Origin of the sequence: Enterococcus rivorum (genome assembly GCF_001742285.1) — a bacterium.
Classification (GTDB): domain Bacteria; phylum Bacillota; class Bacilli; order Lactobacillales; family Enterococcaceae; genus Enterococcus_L; species Enterococcus_L rivorum.
Genome location: NZ_MIEK01000024.1, coordinates 22,270 through 45,661, shown reverse-complemented (window position 1 = coordinate 45,661; position 23,392 = coordinate 22,270). Strand labels below are relative to the sequence as shown.

Genomic DNA, 23,392 nt, shown 5'->3' with positions numbered 1-23,392 from the left:
AAGTAATAATATACCAAGTTTCTGCGCTTAGGTCAACTAAAAGTTTGCATTTTTTGAAACTTTTTTTCGTTACCGATTGTTTTTTTATTCTGACGTATTTTCGTTCGGTTTAAAACGTATTTTGTTGATTTTCGGGCTGATTTATTAACTTTTAACATTTTTTTCTAAATTTATCATAACTTATTGCTGATTTTGTCTTTTTCGATTGTTTTTTGTTAGAATATGAAGTGAAAGATTCTACTATAGTATTGGAGGAATGTATTGTATGAAAATTTTAGTTGCGGATGATGATAAGGAAATTGTTGAGCTACTAAGTATTTATATCCATAATGAAGGGTACGAAGTTGTAAAAGCTTATGATGGAAAAGATGCTTTGTCTAAGATTCGAACAACTTCAGATATTGATTTACTTATCTTAGATATTATGATGCCTATCATGGATGGGATGCAAGTAGTCAAAGAACTTCGCAAAGAATCACAAATCCCTATTATTATGTTGACTGCCAAAACAACAGATATGGATAAAATTAAAGGGTTAGTTGCCGGAGCAGACGATTATGTTACAAAACCTTTTAATCCATTGGAAGTCATGGCTCGTGTAAAATCTATTTTGCGTAGAAGTAAAATGAATCCTACTATTGAAGAACCAGATATTTTGGAAGTTGGTTCATTAATTATTAACAAAGATTCTCACGAGGTCAAAACAATCACTGGTCAAGAGATTCAATTAACTGCTTTAGAATTTGGTATTTTGTATTTGCTTGCAAGTCATCCCAACAGGGTATTTAGTGCTGATGAAATATTTGAACGCGTTTGGCAACAAGAAAGCATTGTTTCAGCCAAAACCGTTATGGTTCATGTGAGTCATTTGCGAGACAAGATTGAAGAAGCGACTGATGGAGAAAAAGTCATTCAAACAGTTTGGGGAGTTGGATATAAAATAGATGCTCGTTAGACAAAAGAAAAAAGTAGAAAAACAAAAGCGAATTACCCTAACTTCTAAGGAAATTAGTGAACTATTAGCTGAAGGAATTGTCACAGTCATTTTATTACTACTATTAAATGTCTCGATTATGGTTCTTCTTAGTCAAATAATTGAATATAATACTCTCCTTAAAGGGATTATTTTTGAAACAAAGAAAACTGTCGCAACAGAATTGAATTCTGATTTATTTTGGAGTTGGAGTAAATTCATTGTTCCTTTATTTTTGATTATTGATATGGCTGTTTTATATTGGCGCCTTATTCGTCGATATCATCAAATGCAATTAAGACATATTATTGGCGAATTACATTTTATCGCTGATGGTAATTATGATCATCGGATTCCTTTTGAACTTAGTGGTGATTTAGCACGGGTCGTAACAAGTATTAATGGACTAGTCGACAGCACTGTCGCAGCCATCGAGGATGAGCGAAGAATAGAAAAATCTAAGGACGAATTAATTACCAACGTCAGTCATGACATCCGAACACCTTTAACATCAATTATCGGCTATTTGGGCCTAATTGAAGACAGACAATTTAACAGCCAAGAAGATTTATTGAAATATACTCATACTGCCTATGTAAAAGCAAAACAAATGAAACTGCTTGTCGATGATTTATTTGAATATACAAAAGTTAGGCAGCCTTCCGTTCCTGTTAATGCTACTAGTTTTGATATGACACAATTAGTAGAGCAACTAGCTGCTGATTTTGAACTTGAAGCTTCAAAAAAGGGAATGGTCATTCACGTTGAAACGTCTTCTCCTTCTTTAATAATGGAAGGAGATACAGAAAAACTGGTTCGAGTATTCAATAATTTACTTTCTAATGCCTTAAAATATGGAAAAGGCGGGAAAAATATTATTATCGAAGTGCAAAAGGTTGGGACCGAAGCTGTCATAGTTGTTCGCAATGACGGCCCGCAAATTCCACAAAAATCTATAGATCAGTTGTTTGATCGTTTTTACAGGGTGGAAGAATCTAGATCCCAAGAAACAGGTGGTACAGGACTTGGTCTTGCTATTGCCCAAAGTATCGTTGCATTACATGGTGGCTATATTTATGCAAAATCAGATCGTGAATGGACTTCTTTTATCATCCATTTGCCAATACAAAGAAATCAAACTTTAGCTGAGAATGAAAATAGCTAAAACGTGAATTTCCTCAGATTAATCTAGTGTCTGGTTGACATTCACTGAAAAATTTTGTATTCTAATTGAAAAGCAGAGAGAAAAAGTATTTATTGTTTAGATTTTCAGAGAGTTTGCGTTGGTGGGAGCAAATAGTCTACTTTAAAGAAGTCCGTCTCTCATTGTGCGCCTAGCGAATGAAGCTAGGACGGAAGCAACCGTTATTTGCTTTAAACAAGAGCAGCTTTATGCTGAACTCGGGTGGTACCGCGAAATCAAAGTCATTTCGTCCCAAGATTTTTATGGGATGGAGTGGCTTTTTATTTTATTTAGACAACTTTAGGAGGAATGAAAAATGTTAGATGTAAAAATGATGCGACAAAATTTCGATGATGTGAAAGAAAGATTACAGACACGTGGTGTAAAAGAAGAGATACTTGTAGAATTTATGACGTTAGATGAAAATCGGCGGAACCTTTTAGTAAAAGTTGAAGAGCTAAAGAAATATCGAAATGATGTTTCCAATGAAATCGCACAGTTAAAACGTCAAAAAGAAGATGCTTCAACTAAAATTAATGACATGAAAGAAGTTGGCGGAAAAATAAAGGCTCTTGATACAGAGATTGATGCTATCGATGAGCAATTAAAAACAATTGCAACTACTTTGCCTAATTTACCTCACCCATCTGTTCCTGTCGGTGCTGGTGAAGAAGAGAACGTTGAAATTCGTCGTTGGGGCGACCCTCGTGATTTTTCTTTTGAGCCGCAAGCCCATTGGGATGTTGCTGAAAACTTAGATATTCTTGATTTCGAACGAGGTTCAAAAGTTTCAGGTAGTCGTTTTGTATACTATAAAGGATTAGGTGCTCGCTTAGAAAGAGCCTTATATAATTTCATGTTGGATCTACATGTCTATGAACACGGCTATACAGAAATGATGACTCCTTACATTGTTAACAGCAATTCTATGTTTGGAACAGGGCAGTTTCCTAAGTTTAAAGAGGATGTGTTTCAATTAGCTGATACAGATTTGACTTTGATACCAACAGCCGAAGTCCCTTTAACCAACTACTACAATAATGAAATTTTAGATGGTCAAGAGTTACCTATCTACTTTACTGCACTAAGTCCTTCATTCCGTTCTGAAGCTGGAAGTGCTGGACGTGATACTAGAGGACTGATTCGTCTGCATCAGTTTAATAAAGTAGAAATGGTGAAGTTTAGTGACGCTGAAAACTCTTATGAAGAATTAGAGAAAATGACAGCCAATGCTGAAGAGATTTTACAAAAATTAAACTTACCTTATCGTGTTCTAGCACTTTCAACTGGAGACATGGGCTTCTCAGCTGCTAAAACTTACGATTTAGAGGTCTGGATACCCGCTCAAAATGCCTATCGTGAAATCAGCTCTTGTTCAAACTGTGAAGATTTCCAAGCTCGCCGTGCCATGATTCGCTATCGTGATGAAAACGATAAAGTACAGTATGCTCATACTTTGAACGGTTCTGGTTTAGCAGTCGGTAGAACCGTTGCAGCCATTTTAGAAAATTATCAAAATGAAGATGGTTCTGTGACAATCCCAGAAGTTTTAGTCCCATATATGGGCAACGAAACATTGATTAAATAGGTATTCACTTAATATTCAGTAAGATTAAAAAGGCAAGGAGCAACTGTTGCTGACAGTGAACCTTGCTTTTTTACATTATTAATGACACTAAATAGGCAAAAAACGAGGATGAGACAAAACTAAAAATCAGTTTTGTTTCATCCTCTAAATCGGAATAAATGGTGGTCAAAAGTCTGGAGCTTCGGAAATTTCCCGAAAATCACTCGATACATAAAGCGTATGGTGCACTTTTCGCTCCAATTTCTCACCCCAAAACGACTTCTGTCTCAACCTCGTTATCTATTTTTTAATAAGCTACTACTGTTCCACAGAGTAGTTCGGCGCTTCTTTCGTTATTTGAACATCATGAGGATGAGATTCTTTTAATCCGTTCCCGCTCATTTGGACAAACTGCGCTTCATCACGAAGTTGTTTTAAATTTCCAGCACCTACGTAGCCCATTCCAGATTTTAACCCACCAATCATTTGGAATACAATGTCTGACACACTCCCTTTGTATGCCACACGGCCTTCGATGCCTTCTGGAACTAGTTTATTCGCTTCATTTACGCCACCTTGGAAGTAACGATCACTAGATCCTTTTTCCATTGCACCTAAAGAACCCATACCACGGTATGTTTTAAAGCGACGGCCTTGATAGATTTCGAATTCACCTGGAGACTCATCTGTTCCAGCCAGCATACTTCCCAGCATTACCGCATGCCCACCGGCAGCCAAAGCTTTCACGATATCTCCTGAATACTTTATTCCCCCGTCAGCAATAATCGCTTTTCCATATTCGCGAGCAATGGATGCCGCATCATAAATCGCCGTTAATTGTGGTACACCAACCCCAGCAACTACTCGAGTCGTACAGATAGATCCCGGTCCGATTCCTACTTTAACAACATCTACGCCAACATCATAAAGTGCTTTTGCCCCTTCAGCAGTGGCAATATTTCCAGCAATCAATGTCGCTTCTGGGAATGTCTCTCTAATTTCTTTTATTTTACGAATAACACCCGCACTATGTCCATGAGCTGTATCGATTACAATTGCATCTACACCAGCCTCAAGTAATGCTTCTGCACGCTCAAAAGTATCACTAGTAACCCCAACAGCTGCAGCTACAAGCAGACGACCATGTTCATCTTTCGCAGCATTTGGAAATTCAATTACTTTCTCAATGTCTTTAATTGTGATCAGACCGCTTAAGCGATTGTCTTCATCAACAATTGGTAATTTTTCAATTTTATGTTTTTGTAGAATTTTTTCTGCATCTTTCAGAGAGGTACCAATGGGAGCCGTAACTAAGTTATCTTTGGTCATAACTTCTTCAATCTTCATTTGATAGTCTGTCACAAAGCGCATATCACGGTTCGTAATGATTCCTACTAAAGTACGATTATCCATCGTTTCAACAATCGGTACACCACTAATACGGTATTTGCTCATTAAGTTTTCTGCATCTGCCACTAAATGCGTTGGCGTTAAGAAAAACGGATCAATGATAACACCACTTTCCGACCGCTTCACTTTGCGAACTTCATCTGCTTGTTGAGAAATGCTCATGTTTTTATGAACAACACCTAGACCACCTTGTCGTGCCATTGAGATGGCCATCTTACTATCGGTAACTGTATCCATACTTGCACTGATAAGAGGAATATTTAGCTTAATATTTTTTGCCAATTGCACACTCATATCTACCTCATTGGGCAATACGTGACTTTCTGCGGGAATTAATAAAACATCATCAAATGTAAGACCTTTTTTTACAAATTTCGTTTCCCAGTTAGACATTTCTCTGACCACTCCTCTATTTTAATTTTATATAAAAAAATAACAGATTCTAAAAAATAAGTCAACCCGATTTCGCCCATTACAGGAAAATCCGTGACAATTCCCAACACATGAGGATATTCTTATTATTCTGTTACTAAAATGAAAGAATAAGTTCTCTTCTCTAGCTATTTTAACGCTCTTCTTAATTATGATAACCATTGAGATATTTTCTTTCAAATGTTAGCCATCGAATAAAAAATGTGCTTTCCTTTTTTGTGGAAAACACATTTTATTTTTGTATCTATTAAGATTAACGTCCTGTAAAACTTCCGTGCATATTATACTTTTTCTTCAATAAATAGCGAGCACCAAAGGTTATTCCTCCAAGTATGATGGAAACAACTGGATCTAACACTGGATTAATTGCAGGAGGCAACGCCATAGTAGCAGTAAATGCCATCAATAGTAGCAACATAGAACCAATTAATATTGCCCCTGTTTTTAGCCAGCCTGGACGATTGGCTTTATTCACACCTGGACGGTCATATTGATAGATATATTTGTAAAGTAGATAGAAAGAATACCCTCCTACCATTGCACCAAAGACACACGTTAATAAGCCCATTGGTTGATTTTTCCCTTTAGAAAGCATCATCATTACCGCTGTCATAATAGTCAGAACACCAAACAACAATAATGTGTTATCTAACCACATCCAAAATGGTGTTGATTCTGGTTTTTCTTCTGGTTTTTCTAAAATCGCTTGCGTTCTTTCTGAAACTGTACCAAAAAGTTGGCGAGCGGTTCGACCACTCTTTTGTCCTGCCACTAGTTCAGGCAGAATTTCTTGTAATGCTAATGCTTGTGCTTCTTCTGATAGATTCGCTGCCCGCAATGATTTTTTTAAATCAAATATATATTGTTCATTTTTCTTTGTTAGCTTTTGCTCTAGTTCACGGTTATCCGCAACAATTTCTCGTAGTATTTCTGCTTCCATTTCTACGCTCTCCTTGAGGTTGGTTTTTCTCGCCGTTTATTCGGAATTAGAGACTGAAACAAAACTGATTTTTGTTTCACTTCTCAGTCTTCACCTAAAAGGTATTCTATCATATTTTTTAGGTTCAAAAATAGTTTTTAGCGATTTTTTAAACATTGAAACGGAAAAGCATCACATCTCCGTCTTGAACGATATACTCTTTTCCTTCTAAGCGAACTTTTCCAGCTTCTTTAGCCGCTTGCATATTACCATATGTGTTTAAATCATCAAAAGAGACTGTTTCTGCTCGAATAAAGCCACGTTCAAAATCTGTATGGATAATTCCAGCAGCTTGAGGAGCTTTGATGCCTTTACGGAAAGTCCATGCACGAACTTCTTGCTCTCCAGCTGTAAAATAGGTCGCCAAGCCTAATAAATCGTAAGCTGCACGGATTAATTGATCTAATCCAGATTCTTCAATGCCAAGAGCTTCTAAAAAATCAGCCTTATCTTCTTCATCTAATTCAGCTATTTCTTCTTCTGCACGAGCACAGACAACAATCACCTCAGCATTTTCATTTGCAGCAAATGCCCGAACTTTTTGGACATACGGGTTGTTATCTGAGTCAGAAACTTCATCTTCTGAAACATTGGCTACATAAAGAATTGGTTTGGCAGTTAATAAAAACAAGCTACGAACAATTTTTTGTTCTTCTTCTGTAAATTCGATAGTTCGAGCAGATAACCCTTCTTCTAAAGCGGGTTTAATCTTATCTAAAACGGCTAATTCTGCAACCGCATCTTTATCTTTCGTTTTTGCTACTTTGGCTACACGTGTGTAACGTTTCGTTATAGAATCTAAGTCTGCTAAAACTAATTCTAAATTAATTGTGTCGATATCTGCTAATGGGTCAACACGTCCTTCAACGTGAGTGATATTATCATCATCAAAACATCTTACCACATGACAAATCGCATCTACTTGGCGAATGTGACTTAGGAATTGATTGCCTAGTCCTTCTCCTTTGCTTGCTCCTTTTACGATTCCAGCAATATCTGTAAATTCAAAAGTTGTTGGAACAGTCTTTTTAGGTTTTACTAATTCTGTCAAACGTTGTAAACGATCATCTGGTACTTCCACCATGCCAACGTTAGGATCAATTGTAGCAAACGGATAATTTGCTGCTTCCGCTCCTGCTTTAGTTATTGCGTTAAAAAGGGTCGATTTTCCTACGTTAGGTAACCCTACGATTCCAGCTGTTAATGCCATTTTCTTCATTCACTCTTTCTTTTTTCAAAGTCTGTATATCCATTTACCGATTAAACGCTTGATAAATGAGGGGTTTCATGAAAAAACAGATTAGTCTGCTTTTTTCTCTAGTATTTTCTTCATTTTTTTCTCAAAATCTCGACGTGTCATCATCACAATATGTCCACAATTCGTGCATTTTATTTTAATATCTGCACCCATCCGGATAATTTCCCAACGATTTACCTGGCAAGCGTGAGGTTTCTTCATTTCTACAATATCGCCTAAATCATACATAACCGATCCTCCTAAACTAGTCTTCATCAAAACGAATTTCTAAAATATCTAAGATTCGCGTTAAATCTGATTGTGAAAGGTATTCGATTTCAATTTTTCCTTTACCTTCTTTTTCTTGAATCAAAACAGTCGTTCCAAATTTGTCCATCAAACGATCTTCACTTTCGCGGATATAATAAGGTTTTTCAAGAGCTTTCTTTTCTTTCTTGGCTGCCTTTTTCCCTTGATTTTCGTTTAATTCGGTGACCATTTGTTCAAGCTGACGAACAGTCAAATTTTCTTTTACTGCTTGATTTGCCAATTTCAAAATCATCGCTTTATCTTTTAAGCCCAGTAAAGTTCTCGCTTGCCCCATAGAAAGTGTTTCTTTTTGAACCATTTCTTTTACTAAACTCGGTAAGGTTAACAGACGTAAATAGTTTGCGATGTAAGGACGGCTTTTGCCTAGTCTTTCCGCTACTTCTACTTGTGTCAATTTCAAATTTTTCATTAGCATATCGTAAGCTTCTGCTTCTTCAAGCGGGTTCAAATCTTCCCGTTGTAAATTTTCCAAAACGGCAATTTGCATCATTGATTCTTCGTCAAATTCTCTGACAATTGCAGGAATCGTTTCTTTATCTGCTAATTTAGAGGCTCTGAAACGACGTTCACCTGCAATAATTTCATACCCTTTGACTGCTGATTTCCGAACAATAATCGGTTGGAATACACCAGACTGTTGAATTGAGTTTGCCAATTCTTGTAACGAAGCTTCATCAAACGTTTTTCTTGGTTGATAGGGATTGGGACGGAGTTCATTTAAGGGAATCTCAAGGACTTCTTCTTTTTGAACATCCACGTCTTCTAAACTTGCAAAATCTTGAAACAATGCATCAATTCCTCGGCCTAAACCTTTTCCTTTACTCATTTTCCAACACTTCCTTTGCTAGTGCTTGATAAACTTCTGCGCCACGTGAACGAGGATCATAATCAATAATCGATAAACCATGGCTTGGTGCTTCTGACAAGCGAACATTTCTAGGAATAATAGTATCATAGACTTTTTCACGGAAATATTTACGAACCTCTTCCACTACTTCAGCTCCTAAGTTCGTCCGCGCATCATACATTGTTAGTAGAACTCCTTCAATCCGCAATTCAGGGTTGAAATGTTTTTGAACTAAACGAATCGTATTTAATAGTTGGCTTAATCCTTCTAGCGCATAATATTCACACTGAACAGGAATTAAGATAGAATCACTAGCCGTAAATGCATTGATTGTTAAATGCCCTAAAGACGGTGGGCAATCAATTAAAATGAAATCATAATCATCATTAATTTCTGCCAATGCTGATTTTAAACGCGATTCTCTTGCCATCATGGAGGTTAATTCAATTTCAGCACCAGCTAACTGAATCGTCGCTGGAACAATATCCAAATTTTCTCTAGTTGTTTGTTGAATCACGCCTTTAATAGGCTCTTCATTTACTAATACATCATAAACGTCATGTGCGACATCTGGCTTACGTACACCAATACCACTTGTCGCATTTCCTTGGGCATCAATGTCAACCAACAGTACTCTTTTGCCACAATAGGCAAGACAAGCACCTAAATTCACTGTGGTCGTTGTTTTTCCTACGCCACCTTTTTGATTTGCTACAGAAATTATTCGTGCCATGTGTGTCCCTCCACCTTATTTGATTGGTTGCTTATTGGGTAAACCGGGTTTTCTCGGATATTTTTTGGGTGTTTCTTTTTTCTTTTGAATGACTACGATATGACGTTCATCTAGTGTCACTGGTAGTTCAAATGAGAGCTCTTCTTGAAACTTTCCACCTAAAATGGCAATTGCAGGTTTTGCTTCAGTAATCTCTTCTTCACTTTTTGAAGCTTTTAACGCTAAGAAATAACCTTCTTTTTTCACTAGTGGCAGACATAATTCTGCTAACACGTTTAAACGAGCAACAGCACGAGCGGTGACATAATCAAACACACCTCTAAATTCTTTCCGTTGTCCGAAAGTTTCTGCCCGATCATGATATAAAGAGATATCTTCTAACCCTAGTTCATTTACCAAAGTTGTTAAAAATGTAATGCGTTTGTTTAAAGAGTCAACAATTGTTACCTGTAAAGATGGGAACACAATTTTTAAAGGAATACTTGGAAATCCCGCGCCTGCTCCCACATCACAAATAGTTTTATTAGTTGAAAAATCTTCAAAAAATGCCAATGAAATAGAATCGTAAAAGTGCTTTAAGTACACTTCTTTCTTTGCTGTAATTGCGGTTAAATTCATCTTCTCATTCCACTCTACTAGCAAGTGGTAATAACGGTCGAATTGTTCCATCTGGTGTTCAGATAATTGGATATTTTTTTCGCCTAGTAATTGTTTAAATTCTTCTGGTGTCATAAGATCCCTTTCTGTCGTGAAACAGAAAAATGTTTCACAATTGTCTTCCCCTACTTTAACGCAAATGTCCCTTTCTTGCAATGCTTTTAGTAAGATTTTTTCTTCAGTTTTAATAAAAAAGGCTACTATTCACAACACAATATAGTAATAAGGAAACCTTTATCTAACAAGGAAAAGCGTTGAACCCATCCAACACTTGCTCTAAAAAATTGGTAAAGGACGTATCTAGTAATTCTATAACGAACTTTTAGAGGAGACAATTCCCCGGTTGATTTTAAAGCTAGTTGTTCTTGAGTCTGAAACATCTCACATTTACAAAAGGTTTAATATAAATATGAACTACATCAAAAGCGATTTATAAGATTGTCAAAGCACTAGTATCCTGACAAAGTTATAATTCAGTAAAGGTTCAAAATCAAAGAGCAGGAAGCCAGCCCGCAAGCGACTACGCTGTAGGATACCTGGGTATCGCTCCGATCTCATTGTTGTAAATCACAAAGAACTCAGTGATTTGATGATGCACATTATAAAGTGGCTGAAAGACACTTTGCTTCTAATTTATCAAGCAGTTGGTGGCAGTAACCGTGTCTAGAAGTCAATGTGAATTACTTGGGCTTTCTACCAAATTAATTAGCCCAAGTTTGAAGCTTGGAAGCTCTGAGACCTGACCTTTGGGCTCAGAGCGGTTCCTCTGTTTTCCACTGGCACCAGCTGCTTGTAGTGGAGCAAGTCTCGCTTTTTTTAACTCACGCCTGAACCTATTTACTCATAAAGGACGTCCATTATTCATGTACGAAACTTGAGTTACTGATTTGATGGAATCAATTTTCTCTACCAACAAAAAAATAAAGCTTAGGAAATCAATTCGTTTACCGATTGTCCTAAGCTCTAGTTTTCAAATAAACAACAATAAATCAGAGGGCTAAGTATTGTTTCAACTATTTTTATTGGTTGCTTCTATTTTTACTCTCTATGTTTATGTAATCGAATCTCTAATACCTTTGCAGCAAAATTCGACCAATCTACTGGTCGAGGCGGTGACAACCAAATAATGCGTTCTACATCTTTGTCATCATACAATGACGTGGAATCTGTTAGCACTAAATCTGTAGCATCTGAAATTTCATCATTAATTGTAAATGCCAATTCTGAGAAAAACGGGATTTTTTTTAGTATAAATTCGTTGTATACTTTTCCAAATGAAAAATCCACACAAATATTAATCGGTTCTAAAATAAAATCTAACGGTACTGAATTTGCCAATAGAAAGAGATACTGATAGAAGGCATAAACATTATTTTCCCAAATAGCCAGTTTCCCAGTTTCTTTAGAAAAACGCACTAGGTCTCTACAAAATTCAAAATATTCCGGATAGCTTTCTTCAAAGTAAAGCATATCTCGTTTTCCAGAAAAATAGGCCTGTTTTTTTGGAAAAAAACTAAGTTCATAATGCAAAAGTGATAGTTCTGAAAGGATAGTTAAATGATTCGTATCTCTGACATCGACAGAAAATACTTGACCGAATTTCTCAACAAAAAAGTGGTTCAATTCCCTTACTTCATCAATTTTAGCTATTCTTTTAGCAACACCAGCTTTAAAAAAACCTTCCGTTAGTAATATAGAATACAACATAAGGATTTCTTGATTCATCGCTTCAGGTGACACTTTTATGTACTTCGAGAAAAAGTCACTACATAAATACCAAACTTCTGTTTCGTGGGAGAAAATGTCTAGTGTTTCGTATTTTGGCTCCTCTTTTAGCTCCCCATCTTGCCTACTTCTAACAAGAATAATATTCAAATAGTGGGTTAACCGCATTTTAGTAAACTCAGATAGTTTTTTGGCTGAATGTTTATTTAAACGATCAATAAAAACTTGAACTTTTTCAACATTATTATTTTTATATAAACTGTAATCCCCTTTATAAAGCATCACAAATAAAGATAAGTAAAAAAAGCGAATATCTTCTTCTTTACCATCTAAAACAAATTTCTTACTAACTTTTATATCGAATTCTCTAAAAAAATCTTTGATTAATTTTAAATGTCGGTAAACCCGTGTATAAGCAACATATCGATCAATAGCAAAGTCATTCACTGATCGGAATTGATTTAAAAAAATACTTTTTATAATGTCCAAGTCCAACGATTTTCTCAAATAAATTTCTAAAAGAATATCTGAACTCGCTTGTCCTGATTCAGCCAGACTTACCGTTATATTATCTTTATCCAGTTGAAAATATTCTTCCAAAGAATATTCTACTAAGTCCTCTTTAAGTAATTCATAGGTTTTTTCAAATAAAAAATCAGAGAGCTCTAAGGTATCCTGAATCACAGTTTGTCTCACTGCAAATTGAGGAGATTCTTCCAAAAGCTGGAAAAATAGAAGTTTTCTTCTGTCTTCTTTATCTAATAAGTTTTCTAACACTATTTTTACCTCACTTTACATTGCTTTTCTCCCTAACAGGATAATACCTGACAATAAATACGCTGTCTGTGCTGCTTGAGAACCCGCAAAAGAATCGTTACCTGATCCTGAGCCGTTTTGTGACGAGGTAGTTGTCGTAACAATCGGATTAGCAAAAAAATCAGATTTAATATATCGTTTTCTTGGCTTTTGAACAGGCGAAACGTCTACTTTTTTTTCGGTACTTTCTTGTACGGCTTTTTCTGAAGTACTTGTTTTGGTTTCTTGTGTAGAACTACTCTGCACTTCATCTGATGATTCACTGCTATCAGCCGTTGCAGGTTCTGGTTCTTTAGGGGTAATTGGTTCGGTCGGGTTTTCTGGATTATAAATAATCGGATCAGCGGAGACGTCTACTGGTCCACTTACGGCAACGGCAGCCGATAGTAGCACAGCCGAACCAAACAAAATTAGGTTATTATATTTCACGGTCTTCTCCTTACCCTATTTGGATGATCGAGTATAATAGAGATTTCTATAGCTATAGTAACTAACTTTAAAGAAATTAACACCTATTATACTTTTTATCAGCGAGTATTTGCTCCACTTTCCAATAGTTTTGTTTATTTTATTATGTCATCTTTCCTATCAAGATTCAATGAAATATTTATATTTTATACTTAACATATATGTTAATACTTTGAAAAAAAAGCACTCAATCTCTTCAATAAAAGAGAAAGTGCATTTTTTTTACGTTTTATTTGATGAAGACACTACATAGTAATTTTTTTCTTCATTTATAAAATAATCAGATGAATTTTCTAACCATATACGTACTTAAAAAGAGAACGAAGACAGTGATCAATATAATCAATTTAAACTCATTGAAAAAAACCAATGATTTCTTTTGATAACCGATGCGTTTTGTTTGAGCTGTCTCTATTTGTTTATGAATCTGCATGTCAGTTTTATTATCCATTAGATGTCCTTTGACAACCACGCGTCGGTCTGTGTAAGATGGTTTATCACAGGTAATCAAGGTAATTTCAGCCTTCCCTCGATTATCCATAACCTCTACAGCAGTATCTTTCACGTTTATTACCTCGTCAATTACGTAATAATAGTAATTATTCAAATACTCCAAATAAATAGGAGAGCCAATTTTTACAGTTGATAATGAACCGAAAAGTAAGCCTTTGTCTGACAGATGGTGACCAACCAAGACCATATTTTCTTTTTCTGGATCTCTATCAGGAAACATCACACCACTACCTACCAATAAATTTTCATTGGTCAGTTCATTGAAAACGGGCGTGTTAATCTCAACTTCAGGAACAACCACTCTACCAACACTTGAAAAATTAGAATCTACTGTAAAAGATTTTAAAACATCTCCAAGTGTTGGAGGTTGAATCCATTCTCTTTTCTCTTCTATATTATTAGGTATGCTATTTGTTTGATGGATAACTGTTGTTTCAATTTGATAGGAAATCAATGCTGTCTTTAAGAATGGTAAGAGCACTAGAAGAGTTCCTAGGAAAAATAGCAAAACAACGATGAACTGAAAAGCAATCTTTTTTTTCATCTCTAGTCTTCTTTTTTGTCAGCTAGTTTCTTTTTTTTGCGGCGTTTAGCTGCTTGCGCTTGTTTCCTACGCAATTCTTCCTCTTCCTCTTCTTCTTTCTTTTTCTTTCTACGAATAAAGAAGAATATTAACAATAACGCCAATAATAGTAGTAATACACCGATTAAGATATAGATCCACGTATTATCTTTTTTGATTGTCACATCTTGTTCGTTATATTTTTTTGCTTCAGCACCAGATATCGTAAAGTCTTTTCCAAGTTCCCATTTATATTTAAAAGCTACTTCTTTTCCTTCGGCATTTTTTACTTTGTAGGTTCCATCTTCGCTTTTACCACCATACGCAACAATTTTCAGATGATAGTCGCCAGCTTCTAATGGTTTTCCATTTAATGGCACTGGGTAATCAAAGTTAGAGTTGGGAGCCATTTGCATCCCTTCCCCTTCAGCAGTATATAATACTTTTGAATCACCTTTTTTTGTGATCTCAGCGTTTAATTTCAGTTGATTAATATAGGTTGCTTTAGGGTTTTGTAAGTTTGCATTGATGACATTTCGTGCATTCACTTGTGCTGCTGCCACATTATTTAAAAGTAATTCTGGCGTAACGTCATTTTCATTTTGTCTCGCCAGTAGAGCTACTACATACGAGTATTTATTGTTGATTGCCATACCAGACCCTGAAGAATCTTTTGCTGCTTTTTCATCATTTTGTTTTTCTGTAAAAGTAATTCCGCCAGCTAGAACACCGTCAAATTTTTCCTTAGGCATGGTTATATGTATTTTAACCGTTGCTTCTCCTTTAGCAGGTAATTTAGTTTCTGCTGGTGCTGCTACTAAATCTGCCATATTATATTTCAATGAAGAATCCGGTTTTTTCCCATTGGGGCTGTATTCAACCACTCCGTTTAGATTGGTTGTTGCGCTACTAATTCCAGTTTCTACAATGACTTCTTTTTCTGTGTCATTACGCAGTTGCACTTCTAAATCTTGCTCTGCTCCTGGATTCATTTTTAGGTCAAAATATGTTTTTGTTTCGTCGATTTGATTTTCTGGAATAACTGGTATTACAGCAAACTTAAATTCTGAAGCTGCAGCATTTATCGGAAGAAATCCAAGTAAACAGATCACAGCAGTTGTCCATACAAATAGTTTTTTTCTCATGTATTATCCCTTTCCTTGTAAACGCATCGGAGGAACACTGATAAAACAGCATTCCCCAAACACTTATTTTTAGTTACCTGGTACATCTGTTAATGACCAAGTTAAGGTCGTTTTGTAAACCTCTGCATATTTCGTCGTTGCTCCTGGCACTTCTAAGTCAACACTTGTTGCACCAGTTGCAGCATCCGTTCCCCAAGATAACAGATAAGTTCCCGCACCTTGTTTATCTGCTGCTGTCATCACTTTCGCTTCAGAACCATCTGCAGTTAATGCAATCGGTGTATAACCTGTTGGTTTCGCTGAGTCAGAAGCTGTAACTACGGTTCCGTTTTTCAATGTGATTTTAGCGCCGGTTAAGACTTTGCCTGAGGTTGATTTAAATTGTGCGTCTTGCTTAACTGTTAACGTCCAACCAGATTCAAGTCCACGGTTGTCTGTTACTTGAACAAAATTAGGACCCTCTTGTTCCTCACCATCTTTATTGGTATATTTTTGCGCCGCAGCTTGATATGTTTTGGTTACTGAAGTGATTTGTTGCTCACCAAAATCAAAACTTGAGGCATAATCGATACTTAAAGGACCATTTGTTCCCGGATTAGGACCAGAAGGATCGGTTGGATCAACTGGTGTAATTGGGTCTGTTGGATCTGTTGGATCTACCGGCTTCGTCGGATCTGTGTTAGGTGTAAATTTAATTTGACCATTTGAATCATAAACCCCACCATCGACTGCAAATGCAGTGGAAGTCCCTACGCCTAATGATAGCAGTGTTACTGCTGATAATGCAAAAATTTGAGTTGTTTTCATTTTGTATTCTCCTTTGATTTCCTATAGATTTCCTGGAACATCTGTTAATGTCCAGACTAATTTTGTTTGATATTTTACTGCATCTTTTGGTGTAGACCCTGGTACTTCAAGCGTAATGTCTTTCGTGACATTCACTTTCACATCTCCACCTGTTTCATTTTTCTCTGTTACTTCTTCAACGGTCCCCCAAGAATTACTCCATGTTCCGGCACCAGTTTTATCTGCTGCAGCCATCACAACTACTTCTGAGCCATCTGGATTCAATACTAGCGTACCATTTGAAACGGGTGCAGTTGCTGTAGAATTGCTTGTGATTGAAGGATTCTTTAATGTAACTTTCGCACCAGTCAAAATATTATTTAGTGTTGCTGTTGTTGCTGTAAACTGGCCATCTTGCTTTACTTTCAATGTCCAACCAGCATTTGTCCCGCGATTATCACTTACTTGAACATAATTGGGACGATCATCAAGATTCGTAAATTTTTGTGCACGAGCATAATATGTTTGATCTTTGTTTGAAATTTTATTCAGTCCAAAATCTAAACTTGAAGCATAGTCAATACTCAACGGGCCGTTGGTTCCTGGTTCAGGTCCATCTGGATCAGTTGGATCAATTGGATCAACTGGCTTTTCTGGGTCTGGATCAGTTGGATCAACTGGGTTTGTAGGGTCTGTATTGGGAACAAATTGAACCGCCCCATTTGATTTATACTCTGCGCCATCGACTGCAGAAGCTAATGATGTTCCTGTTGTTAGTGACAAAGCTACTAATGAAGACAATGTAATAATTTTTGTAAGTTTCATCTATTTTACTCTCTCTTTCTTCTTGTAATTTTTATGGATTACCTGGAATTGTTTGTAATACCCAAGTCATCGTAGTTGAATATTGTTCTGCACGTTTTACTGTTTTACCTGGTACTTCTAGTTCTACAGAGGTAGCTCCTTGTGTAGCATCATTACCAAAACGGTAAACCCAAGTCCCAACCCCTTGATTTTCAGCCGCTGTTACAACGGTCTGTTCAGAACCATCAGGATTTAACACTACTTCTGATTTTACTGTTGAAGGAACCAATGTTGTATCACTATCTAAATCTGAAGCAACACCAGCATTTTTCAATGTTATTTTTGCACCTGTTAATTCATTGGATGCCGCTGTCTTAAATTGACTATTTTGTTTGACGCTGAGTGACCAACCTTCTAATGTTCCTCTTTTATCTGTAATCTGAACATAGTTAGGACCCGTCGTATCATCTGCAAATTTTTGAATTGCTGCATAATAAACCTTGTCAACGGTTGAAATTGTTTGTTCGCCAAACTGGAAGCTAGAAGCATAGTCGATACTTAATGGTCCAGCAGTTCCCGGATTAGGTCCAGATGGATTTGTCGGATCAACTGGTGTAACAGGGTTTTCTGGATCTGGATTCGTTGGATCGACTGGTGGTGTCACACTTGTATCTGCTTTAAATTTAACGACACCATTTGTATCATACTCTGCTGCAGAGGCTATTGCTCCAAATGCTACTGTTGCTAAAGAAAGCAACGATACGTATAAAATTACTGTTTTTTTCATATTAATCCTTCTTTCATTGTATGTGTTTTTGTTTTTTGATCATAAGATACATTGCCAATCCTATAATAATCACACCTAGCATCATCTGTAGATGGTAGGTTGTATCTCCAGTTACTGGAAGTTTTTCTTGATACGCCGCACTAATCGTTTTAGTGCCTGGATATATTTTATTTTCTGGGAAAGATTCTTGCTTACTAGCACTAGTCTCTGATGTTTCAGAACTTGTTGATTCTTGTGATGAACTAGATGAGTCTGATGAATCTGAACTAGACGATTCATACGACCCATAAAAGCCTGTTACTGCATTGTCTTTGTATGCTTTTTCTTCTGTAGCGCTTGTTTGTGTTGATCCTCCTGCAATAAAGAAAATCAACAACAGAGGGATCAATAAAAATCTTTTCATCTTTTATTCTCCTATCTTGATTTTCTAGTCATTGCCTGGTGCATCTACAAGAGACCAGCTTAAAGTGCCTGAATAACTTCCGATACGTTGATTTTTAACAGGAACAACTAGTTTAATTCCTTTATTTTTTGTTTCTCCCCAACTATCAGTCAACACCCGGGTGCCATCGGCCGTTGGAGAATAGGTTTCAATCACAATATCAGAGCTACTTATCGTTTGCTCTACTCCACCGTCTAGATACTTCAAAGCACTTGCTAATGTATAAGTGCCATTTGTTAATGGCGTAAGTTCTTTCACTCTCATAGACCATGGCTGTCTCCCAGAACCTCTTGTATCAGAAACGGTTAAATTCCCATTAATTGTAGGCCAAACCGTTTGCTCTTTATTAGAAATCACTTGTTCACCAAACTCCATACTAGTTGGTACTTCTAAGATTTCTAAAATACCCACAACTTGGACAGTTATTTTTTTCGATGCAGTATCACCATTGCTACTGTACGAATAATCTATTCCGACTGACTTCGGTAATTGGTCAGAAGTTGTATTTTTAATTTCTGTAAATGTTGCTACATCAGAATCTGGTGATCTTTGGATTCCTTCTGCTAAAATAGCAACCGCCTTTGTATATTGTGACTCCAATGCTTGTTGATTCGTTAATCCATTTGCTTGCTCTAACTTTAATTCTGCATCCTCTGCATAGACAGCAACATAACGATTCGTTGAAACCGATGCAGTATCTTTTACAATGATTATGTTTGCAGTTTTGCTCAACTTGTTTGCAGCTGTTGTTCCAGCTGTATAATTAACTTGAACCATCCGGCTCACTTGACCAGCACTTATCGGTTTTTTAATATCTGTAATTTTATTCTCATCAATATCATCTGTTAAGAAAGGTCTTCCTTTTACTTCAGTGTAGTGGTTAACATCTGTCTTATTAGCTACTAAAGCTGCTTCAGATTCTTTCAAAATGACGTTTCTAACACTTAACTCCACTTGATTGCTATATCGAACTTTGACTGTATAGCTGTAGTCCCCACTTGGAGATTTCCAATTTACAGGATTTGAGTTGGTTTGCTGTGGAATAACATTGTCTGTAGTTCCAACTTTCGTCGTTGCTATCGTCGCATTATAGAGCCACGAACCAGTTGTTGCTGTTTCTGGTGTAAAAGTCAGCGTTGGTAAAACTCCTGAGCTTGTTGGAATAACTAAACGACCTTTCTGTACTGGTGTTCCTGCCACTTCACTTCCCCAAACTGCAAGAGTTAATGGCGTATTGTTCACTTTTACTTGCGAAACATTATGCTTAATATCTCCTGTTCCATCTTTTACAGGGTTGGTTACTTCGTAATCGATTGTAGAACCTGGAATCGCAATCCCATATCCATTTGCGCCTTTCGTTGTATCACTATCGCCAATAAAAGTTTTTCCTGTCGATTGCTCAATTCCTTTAAAAACGATTGGTGTAACCTTAGCAGCATTCGCTGCTGTAGGATTGATTGTTAACACTTGGTAAGCTGAGTTTGAACCAAACCATGTTCCCGTACTAGCAACCATTGCCGCACTATCATTTGAAGTTGTTTTAATCCAAGTTAGTCGATCTACTTCCTTGTCAGGGATAATAAAATCACTAATATTAATTTTCCCTGTTCCAGGAGCAGAAATAATCTTAGACTCTCCTTGAATGGTTAACGCACCACCTGAAATATAGTTTGTAGCAGTTGAAACGCCTATGCCACTACCTTCAGTTAGTAAGATATCTCCAAACCCACTGTAAGTTGCTCCGTGATTAGCAGCTGTCGCACTTCTGCCGTTTAAGATGTTTCCACCACTAGCCGTAACAACGGTCTGATTTTTAACTATCAAGTTTGTAAAGTTCACAACACCTGTTCCTGTCACATCAATCGGAGCTGTTTGGTTTTCATTGGATCTAACCGATGCACCAAACGTAAACTTGGCGTTATTCGTACTAGCGGTCGCAATCGCTGTCGTGAAGTTATCTCCTGAGCTACCACCACTAATCCCATTGATGGATGCCGCTCTTTGTACATTTGCGGATACATCTCTTAGCAACTTGCCACTACTTATATTAGAGTAGTTCGTTGCATACAGATTGCCAATACTAGATCCAGGAGCATCAATATTCATAATGATTTTTCCTGATTTAGTGTTCCCAGCAGTTGATCCACCATCACCATAGATATTGGCTCCATTTAGCGCATCAGTGCCTGGTTTAGTATAAATATTTAGAGTAATTGTATTATTCGTATCCGTTCCTAAGTTCGTTCCAACATTATAAGGAACACCACCTGATATAGAGGTTCCTGTCGGTAATTTAAATTCACCATTATAGTTTCTTAAATCGATTGTTAAATTGGCGTTCCCTTGTAGTGTTCCATTGTTAGTAATCCCACCTGAAAAAGCATTATTTCCAGCTCTTGGTGTTCCAGAGAAATTTCCACCATAAATTATATTATTTGAATTACCAGTGATCACATGACCTCCACTAGCGCCATATGAAGCACCCATAGAAGCATTAATGAATCCCTCATAAACTGATACACCGACATTTCCGACAATTTTATCGTCATCCCAACCACCACCAGATAAGAACCAGTCAACTTGACCGTTGTTTACTGTTGCTTGAGAATTTCCGAATACCCGTTGTCCATCGTATCCAGCACCTTCTAAAGTATCCAAAATACCGGCATTTAAAGTGTGGCTTGTGTTTCCTTCAGTAACTCCTGAGAAACTACCACCATAAGTCCATCTAGCTACCGCATTATTTACAACTGTTTTGGTATCACCTTTAATGTAGATCCGCCACAAGCCACCTGGAGTTCCTCCACCTCCAACAATATCCCAGCCAGTCACATATCCTCTACTTTTTGCTGTCGTTGAATAAGAGAAATCATTTGTAGGGCTAGTCGCTTGAGAGTAAGCTAGTCCAGCTCCACCTGTTGTTCCATCTGTGTTCAAGGTACCAACTGTTACAGTTGTATTCCCCGCAATATAACCACCAAAACCAGCCGCTCTTGTATACCCAAAATCGGTATCATCACTTACTACACCACTAATAATTTTGGTAGAAACATCTCCATAGACTCTGAAAGTTGCCGCATTCTCTGCGATATTTGCTCTTTGTTCTGGACTGTAAGCATCATACGTCGTTGTATTTCCAGCGCCTATAGATGCTTGGCTCAAAGTATCGATATTATACCCACCAGCACCACTTACACTTTGAACAGACCCTTTATTATACGCTCCCGCTTTCACTTGACTATCTATGCTTCCAGTAATAATTCCTCGGTATCTATTGCCACCTTCAAATAATGTTCTTCCTGAAGTGAAGTTACTTGTATCGAAATTTGTTGTGATTGCTGTTTTTGATTTATCAGAACCAATATCTCCATATTCAGAGCCACCAGTAAACTGGCCACTTAAACCTGTCCAGCGACCATATCCAGATAAGGTTGTTGTAATCGTCCCACTAATTTTTCCGTAGCGAACACCGCCACGTACTGTATCAAGTTGCAATCCTGTTCCACTAGGCGCATTTACAACAGTATTAACATTTCCAGTAACATTTGCTGTTGCACTTGTTCCTGTTCCTTGTCCTGCGGCATAGATGTTGGAAACTGTTCCAGAGGTATTATTAATAGTCAGAGATGCATTTCCATTAATTGTCCCTAAATATGCCCCACCACTGACTGTATTGATATTTCCAGAAGTGTTGTTCATGATAACACTAGCGTTACCTGTTAAAGTTCCGCCGTTAGAGCTCCCTCCATAAAATGTCCATGTCCCAGAACCTGTTGAATTAATGGTGATTGTTGGCGAACCTGTGACATCTGTTGTATCACTTCCACCGTAGACATTCCAACCATTTCCATATGATCCACCATTTAAATCTAAAGAATTCCCATTCATAAATAAATTTGACCCATTGTAATTTAAATTTCTAATTGCCAAATTTGTTCCTAAGTGGAAAGCTCCCTGTAGGGTTAATGTTTTTTGTCCAGAAACAGCTGTAGTATTATTATTGATTGGGTCTGTCGCATGCCCTGTTAATACTAATGAAGAAACTTTTCCTTGTAGTGCATAGAATGTCGCGTTGGCAGCCGTAACACTTGCAGGGATTACTTTTGCTGTTGTTGCTGTCGCTGCTGTAAAATTGGTTCCTATATACATGACAAATTCTCCGCCGTTACCATTTGCATAGAGATCTGCTAAAGCTGTTTTCATGCCTGCATCAGTTGACGCATACTCTTTGTAATTTGCCCCTCCACCAGAAGGATCAGGTATCACAATCAACTTTGATTGATCTGCCCCAGCAATAATGGGTTGGATAGAAGTGTTCAAGCTTTTAGCTGCTCTTCCAGAAACTTTTGTTTTAACTACTGCCGTCAGTAGTATTCCTTCTGATACATTCATTTTTAACAATTGTTCTTTTGTTAAAATTTCTCCATTTAGTGACCAGCCTTCAAAACGCTGTGTTTGTGCATCTATTTCAACAACAGGAAGCATTTCATCTGTAAGTTTCTGTCCACTTTCTACAGAAACCGTTGTTGAATTTGATCCGTCAGCAAATTGATACCCTTCCGGTAAAACAAAGGTAACGTCATTTTTTTCTTTCTCTTCTGACGTTATCTCATCATTGCTATTACTTATAGGTTCACTATTTAAAGGTAATTGTATATTTTGAACTTTTGATTCTTCCAAGTTTTCTTTATTCTGAATGTCTACAGAAGAAAAAGTGGATGTGTCTTGATCTTCTGATGCCTGTATAGGTTTATTAGAAAAAACAAAATAGCCAATCCCTACTAAGAATATAGGTAATAGTACCAGACTCAATTTTTTTGTTTTCAATTTTTCTCCACCTTTCTTTTTAAATAAAAAACATATAATATAAGGATATTCTTTCTATATATACCATTATACATTTTGCAATCTCTATTTTTTTCTAATTTTTTCTTTTTTATAATAAAAAAACGAAAAAATTAACATTCATCGTTAATAACGAGAGATATTATCATTA

19 protein-coding genes and 1 other annotated feature are annotated in these 23,392 nt (G+C 36.8%); of the genes, 3 read left to right on the top strand and 16 right to left on the bottom strand.

The window, feature by feature from the left end; all coding sequences use genetic code 11:
* The first annotated feature begins 265 nt into the window (after positions 1–265).
* The 3 genes from croR (at position 266) to serS (ending at position 3,744) form a co-directional block, all read left to right on the top strand.
* Positions 266–955 carry a response regulator transcription factor CroR gene (croR, locus tag BCR26_RS09615; protein WP_069698773.1) on the top strand — a complete coding sequence of 230 codons (690 nt, stop codon included), beginning with the start codon at positions 266–268 and terminating at the stop codon, positions 953–955.
* A complete protein-coding gene (locus tag BCR26_RS09610; protein WP_069698772.1) occupies positions 945–2,138 on the top strand; it encodes a sensor histidine kinase in 1,194 nt (397 codons plus the stop codon). Before croR ends, BCR26_RS09610 begins: the two co-directional genes overlap by 11 nt.
* Before the next feature lie 69 nt (positions 2,139–2,207).
* Positions 2,208–2,414: a binding site (T-box leader), on the top strand.
* A 58-nt stretch (positions 2,415–2,472) separates the two neighbouring features.
* A complete protein-coding gene (gene serS / locus BCR26_RS09605; RefSeq protein ID WP_069698771.1) occupies positions 2,473–3,744 on the top strand; it encodes a serine--tRNA ligase in 1,272 nt (423 codons plus the stop codon).
* A 297-nt stretch (positions 3,745–4,041) separates the two neighbouring features.
* Here serS and guaB read toward each other — a convergent pair whose 3' ends face one another.
* The 16 genes from guaB to BCR26_RS09525 form a co-directional block, all read right to left on the bottom strand.
* A complete protein-coding gene (gene guaB, locus BCR26_RS09600) occupies positions 4,042–5,526 on the bottom strand; it encodes an IMP dehydrogenase (protein WP_069698770.1) in 1,485 nt (494 codons plus the stop codon).
* Positions 5,527–5,818: 292 nt separating this feature from the next.
* A complete protein-coding gene (locus BCR26_RS09595; protein ID WP_069698769.1) occupies positions 5,819–6,505 on the bottom strand; it encodes a DUF1129 domain-containing protein in 687 nt (228 codons plus the stop codon).
* A gap of 148 nt (positions 6,506–6,653) precedes the next feature.
* The gene (gene ychF / locus BCR26_RS09590; RefSeq protein WP_069698776.1) at positions 6,654–7,754 is read right to left on the bottom strand and encodes a redox-regulated ATPase YchF; all 1,101 of its coding nucleotides are present in this window, start codon (positions 7,752–7,754) and stop codon (positions 6,654–6,656) included.
* Between the two features lie 90 nt (positions 7,755–7,844).
* Positions 7,845–8,030 (bottom strand): DUF951 domain-containing protein, encoded by a 186-nt coding sequence (locus BCR26_RS09585; protein WP_069698768.1) that lies wholly within the window; start codon positions 8,028–8,030, stop codon positions 7,845–7,847.
* A 16-nt stretch (positions 8,031–8,046) separates the two neighbouring features.
* Positions 8,047–8,937: a ParB/RepB/Spo0J family partition protein gene (locus BCR26_RS09580; RefSeq protein ID WP_069698767.1), complete on the bottom strand. Its 891-nt coding sequence runs from the start codon at positions 8,935–8,937 to the stop codon at positions 8,047–8,049.
* On the bottom strand, positions 8,930–9,691 hold the full coding sequence (locus tag BCR26_RS09575) for a ParA family protein (RefSeq protein WP_069698766.1): 762 nt from the start codon (positions 9,689–9,691) through the stop codon (positions 8,930–8,932). Before BCR26_RS09575 ends, BCR26_RS09580 begins: the two co-directional genes overlap by 8 nt.
* Positions 9,692–9,706: 15 nt before the next feature.
* The gene (rsmG, locus tag BCR26_RS09570; RefSeq protein WP_069698765.1) at positions 9,707–10,423 is read right to left on the bottom strand and encodes a 16S rRNA (guanine(527)-N(7))-methyltransferase RsmG; all 717 of its coding nucleotides are present in this window, start codon (positions 10,421–10,423) and stop codon (positions 9,707–9,709) included.
* A 963-nt stretch (positions 10,424–11,386) separates the two neighbouring features.
* Positions 11,387–12,850, bottom strand: a complete 1,464-nt coding sequence (locus tag BCR26_RS09565) for a helix-turn-helix domain-containing protein (protein ID WP_069698764.1) — start codon at positions 12,848–12,850, stop codon at positions 11,387–11,389.
* Between the two features lie 15 nt (positions 12,851–12,865).
* Entirely contained in the window at positions 12,866–13,318 is a 453-nt protein-coding gene (locus tag BCR26_RS09560; protein WP_069698763.1) for a hypothetical protein, read from the bottom strand.
* Between the two features lie 319 nt (positions 13,319–13,637).
* Positions 13,638–14,414, bottom strand: coding sequence for a class A sortase (locus BCR26_RS09555; RefSeq protein WP_069698762.1), 777 nt, complete (start codon positions 14,412–14,414; stop codon positions 13,638–13,640).
* A 2-nt stretch (positions 14,415–14,416) separates the two neighbouring features.
* Positions 14,417–15,577, bottom strand: a complete 1,161-nt coding sequence (locus tag BCR26_RS09550; protein ID WP_069698761.1) for a WxLIP family cell surface protein — start codon at positions 15,575–15,577, stop codon at positions 14,417–14,419.
* Positions 15,578–15,646: 69 nt separating this feature from the next.
* Positions 15,647–16,384 (bottom strand): WxL domain-containing protein, encoded by a 738-nt coding sequence (locus tag BCR26_RS09545; protein WP_069698760.1) that lies wholly within the window; start codon positions 16,382–16,384, stop codon positions 15,647–15,649.
* Between the two features lie 21 nt (positions 16,385–16,405).
* Positions 16,406–17,188 carry a WxL domain-containing protein gene (locus tag BCR26_RS09540; RefSeq protein ID WP_069698759.1) on the bottom strand — a complete coding sequence of 261 codons (783 nt, stop codon included), beginning with the start codon at positions 17,186–17,188 and terminating at the stop codon, positions 16,406–16,408.
* Positions 17,189–17,219: 31 nt separating this feature from the next.
* A complete protein-coding gene (locus tag BCR26_RS09535) occupies positions 17,220–17,954 on the bottom strand; it encodes a WxL domain-containing protein (RefSeq protein WP_069698758.1) in 735 nt (244 codons plus the stop codon).
* Between the two features lie 13 nt (positions 17,955–17,967).
* Positions 17,968–18,357, bottom strand: a complete 390-nt coding sequence (locus BCR26_RS09530) for an LPXTG cell wall anchor domain-containing protein (protein WP_069698757.1) — start codon at positions 18,355–18,357, stop codon at positions 17,968–17,970.
* A gap of 24 nt (positions 18,358–18,381) precedes the next feature.
* Positions 18,382–23,259, bottom strand: a complete 4,878-nt coding sequence (locus BCR26_RS09525) for a beta strand repeat-containing protein (RefSeq protein ID WP_420842043.1) — start codon at positions 23,257–23,259, stop codon at positions 18,382–18,384.
* Positions 23,260–23,392 lie beyond the last annotated feature (133 nt).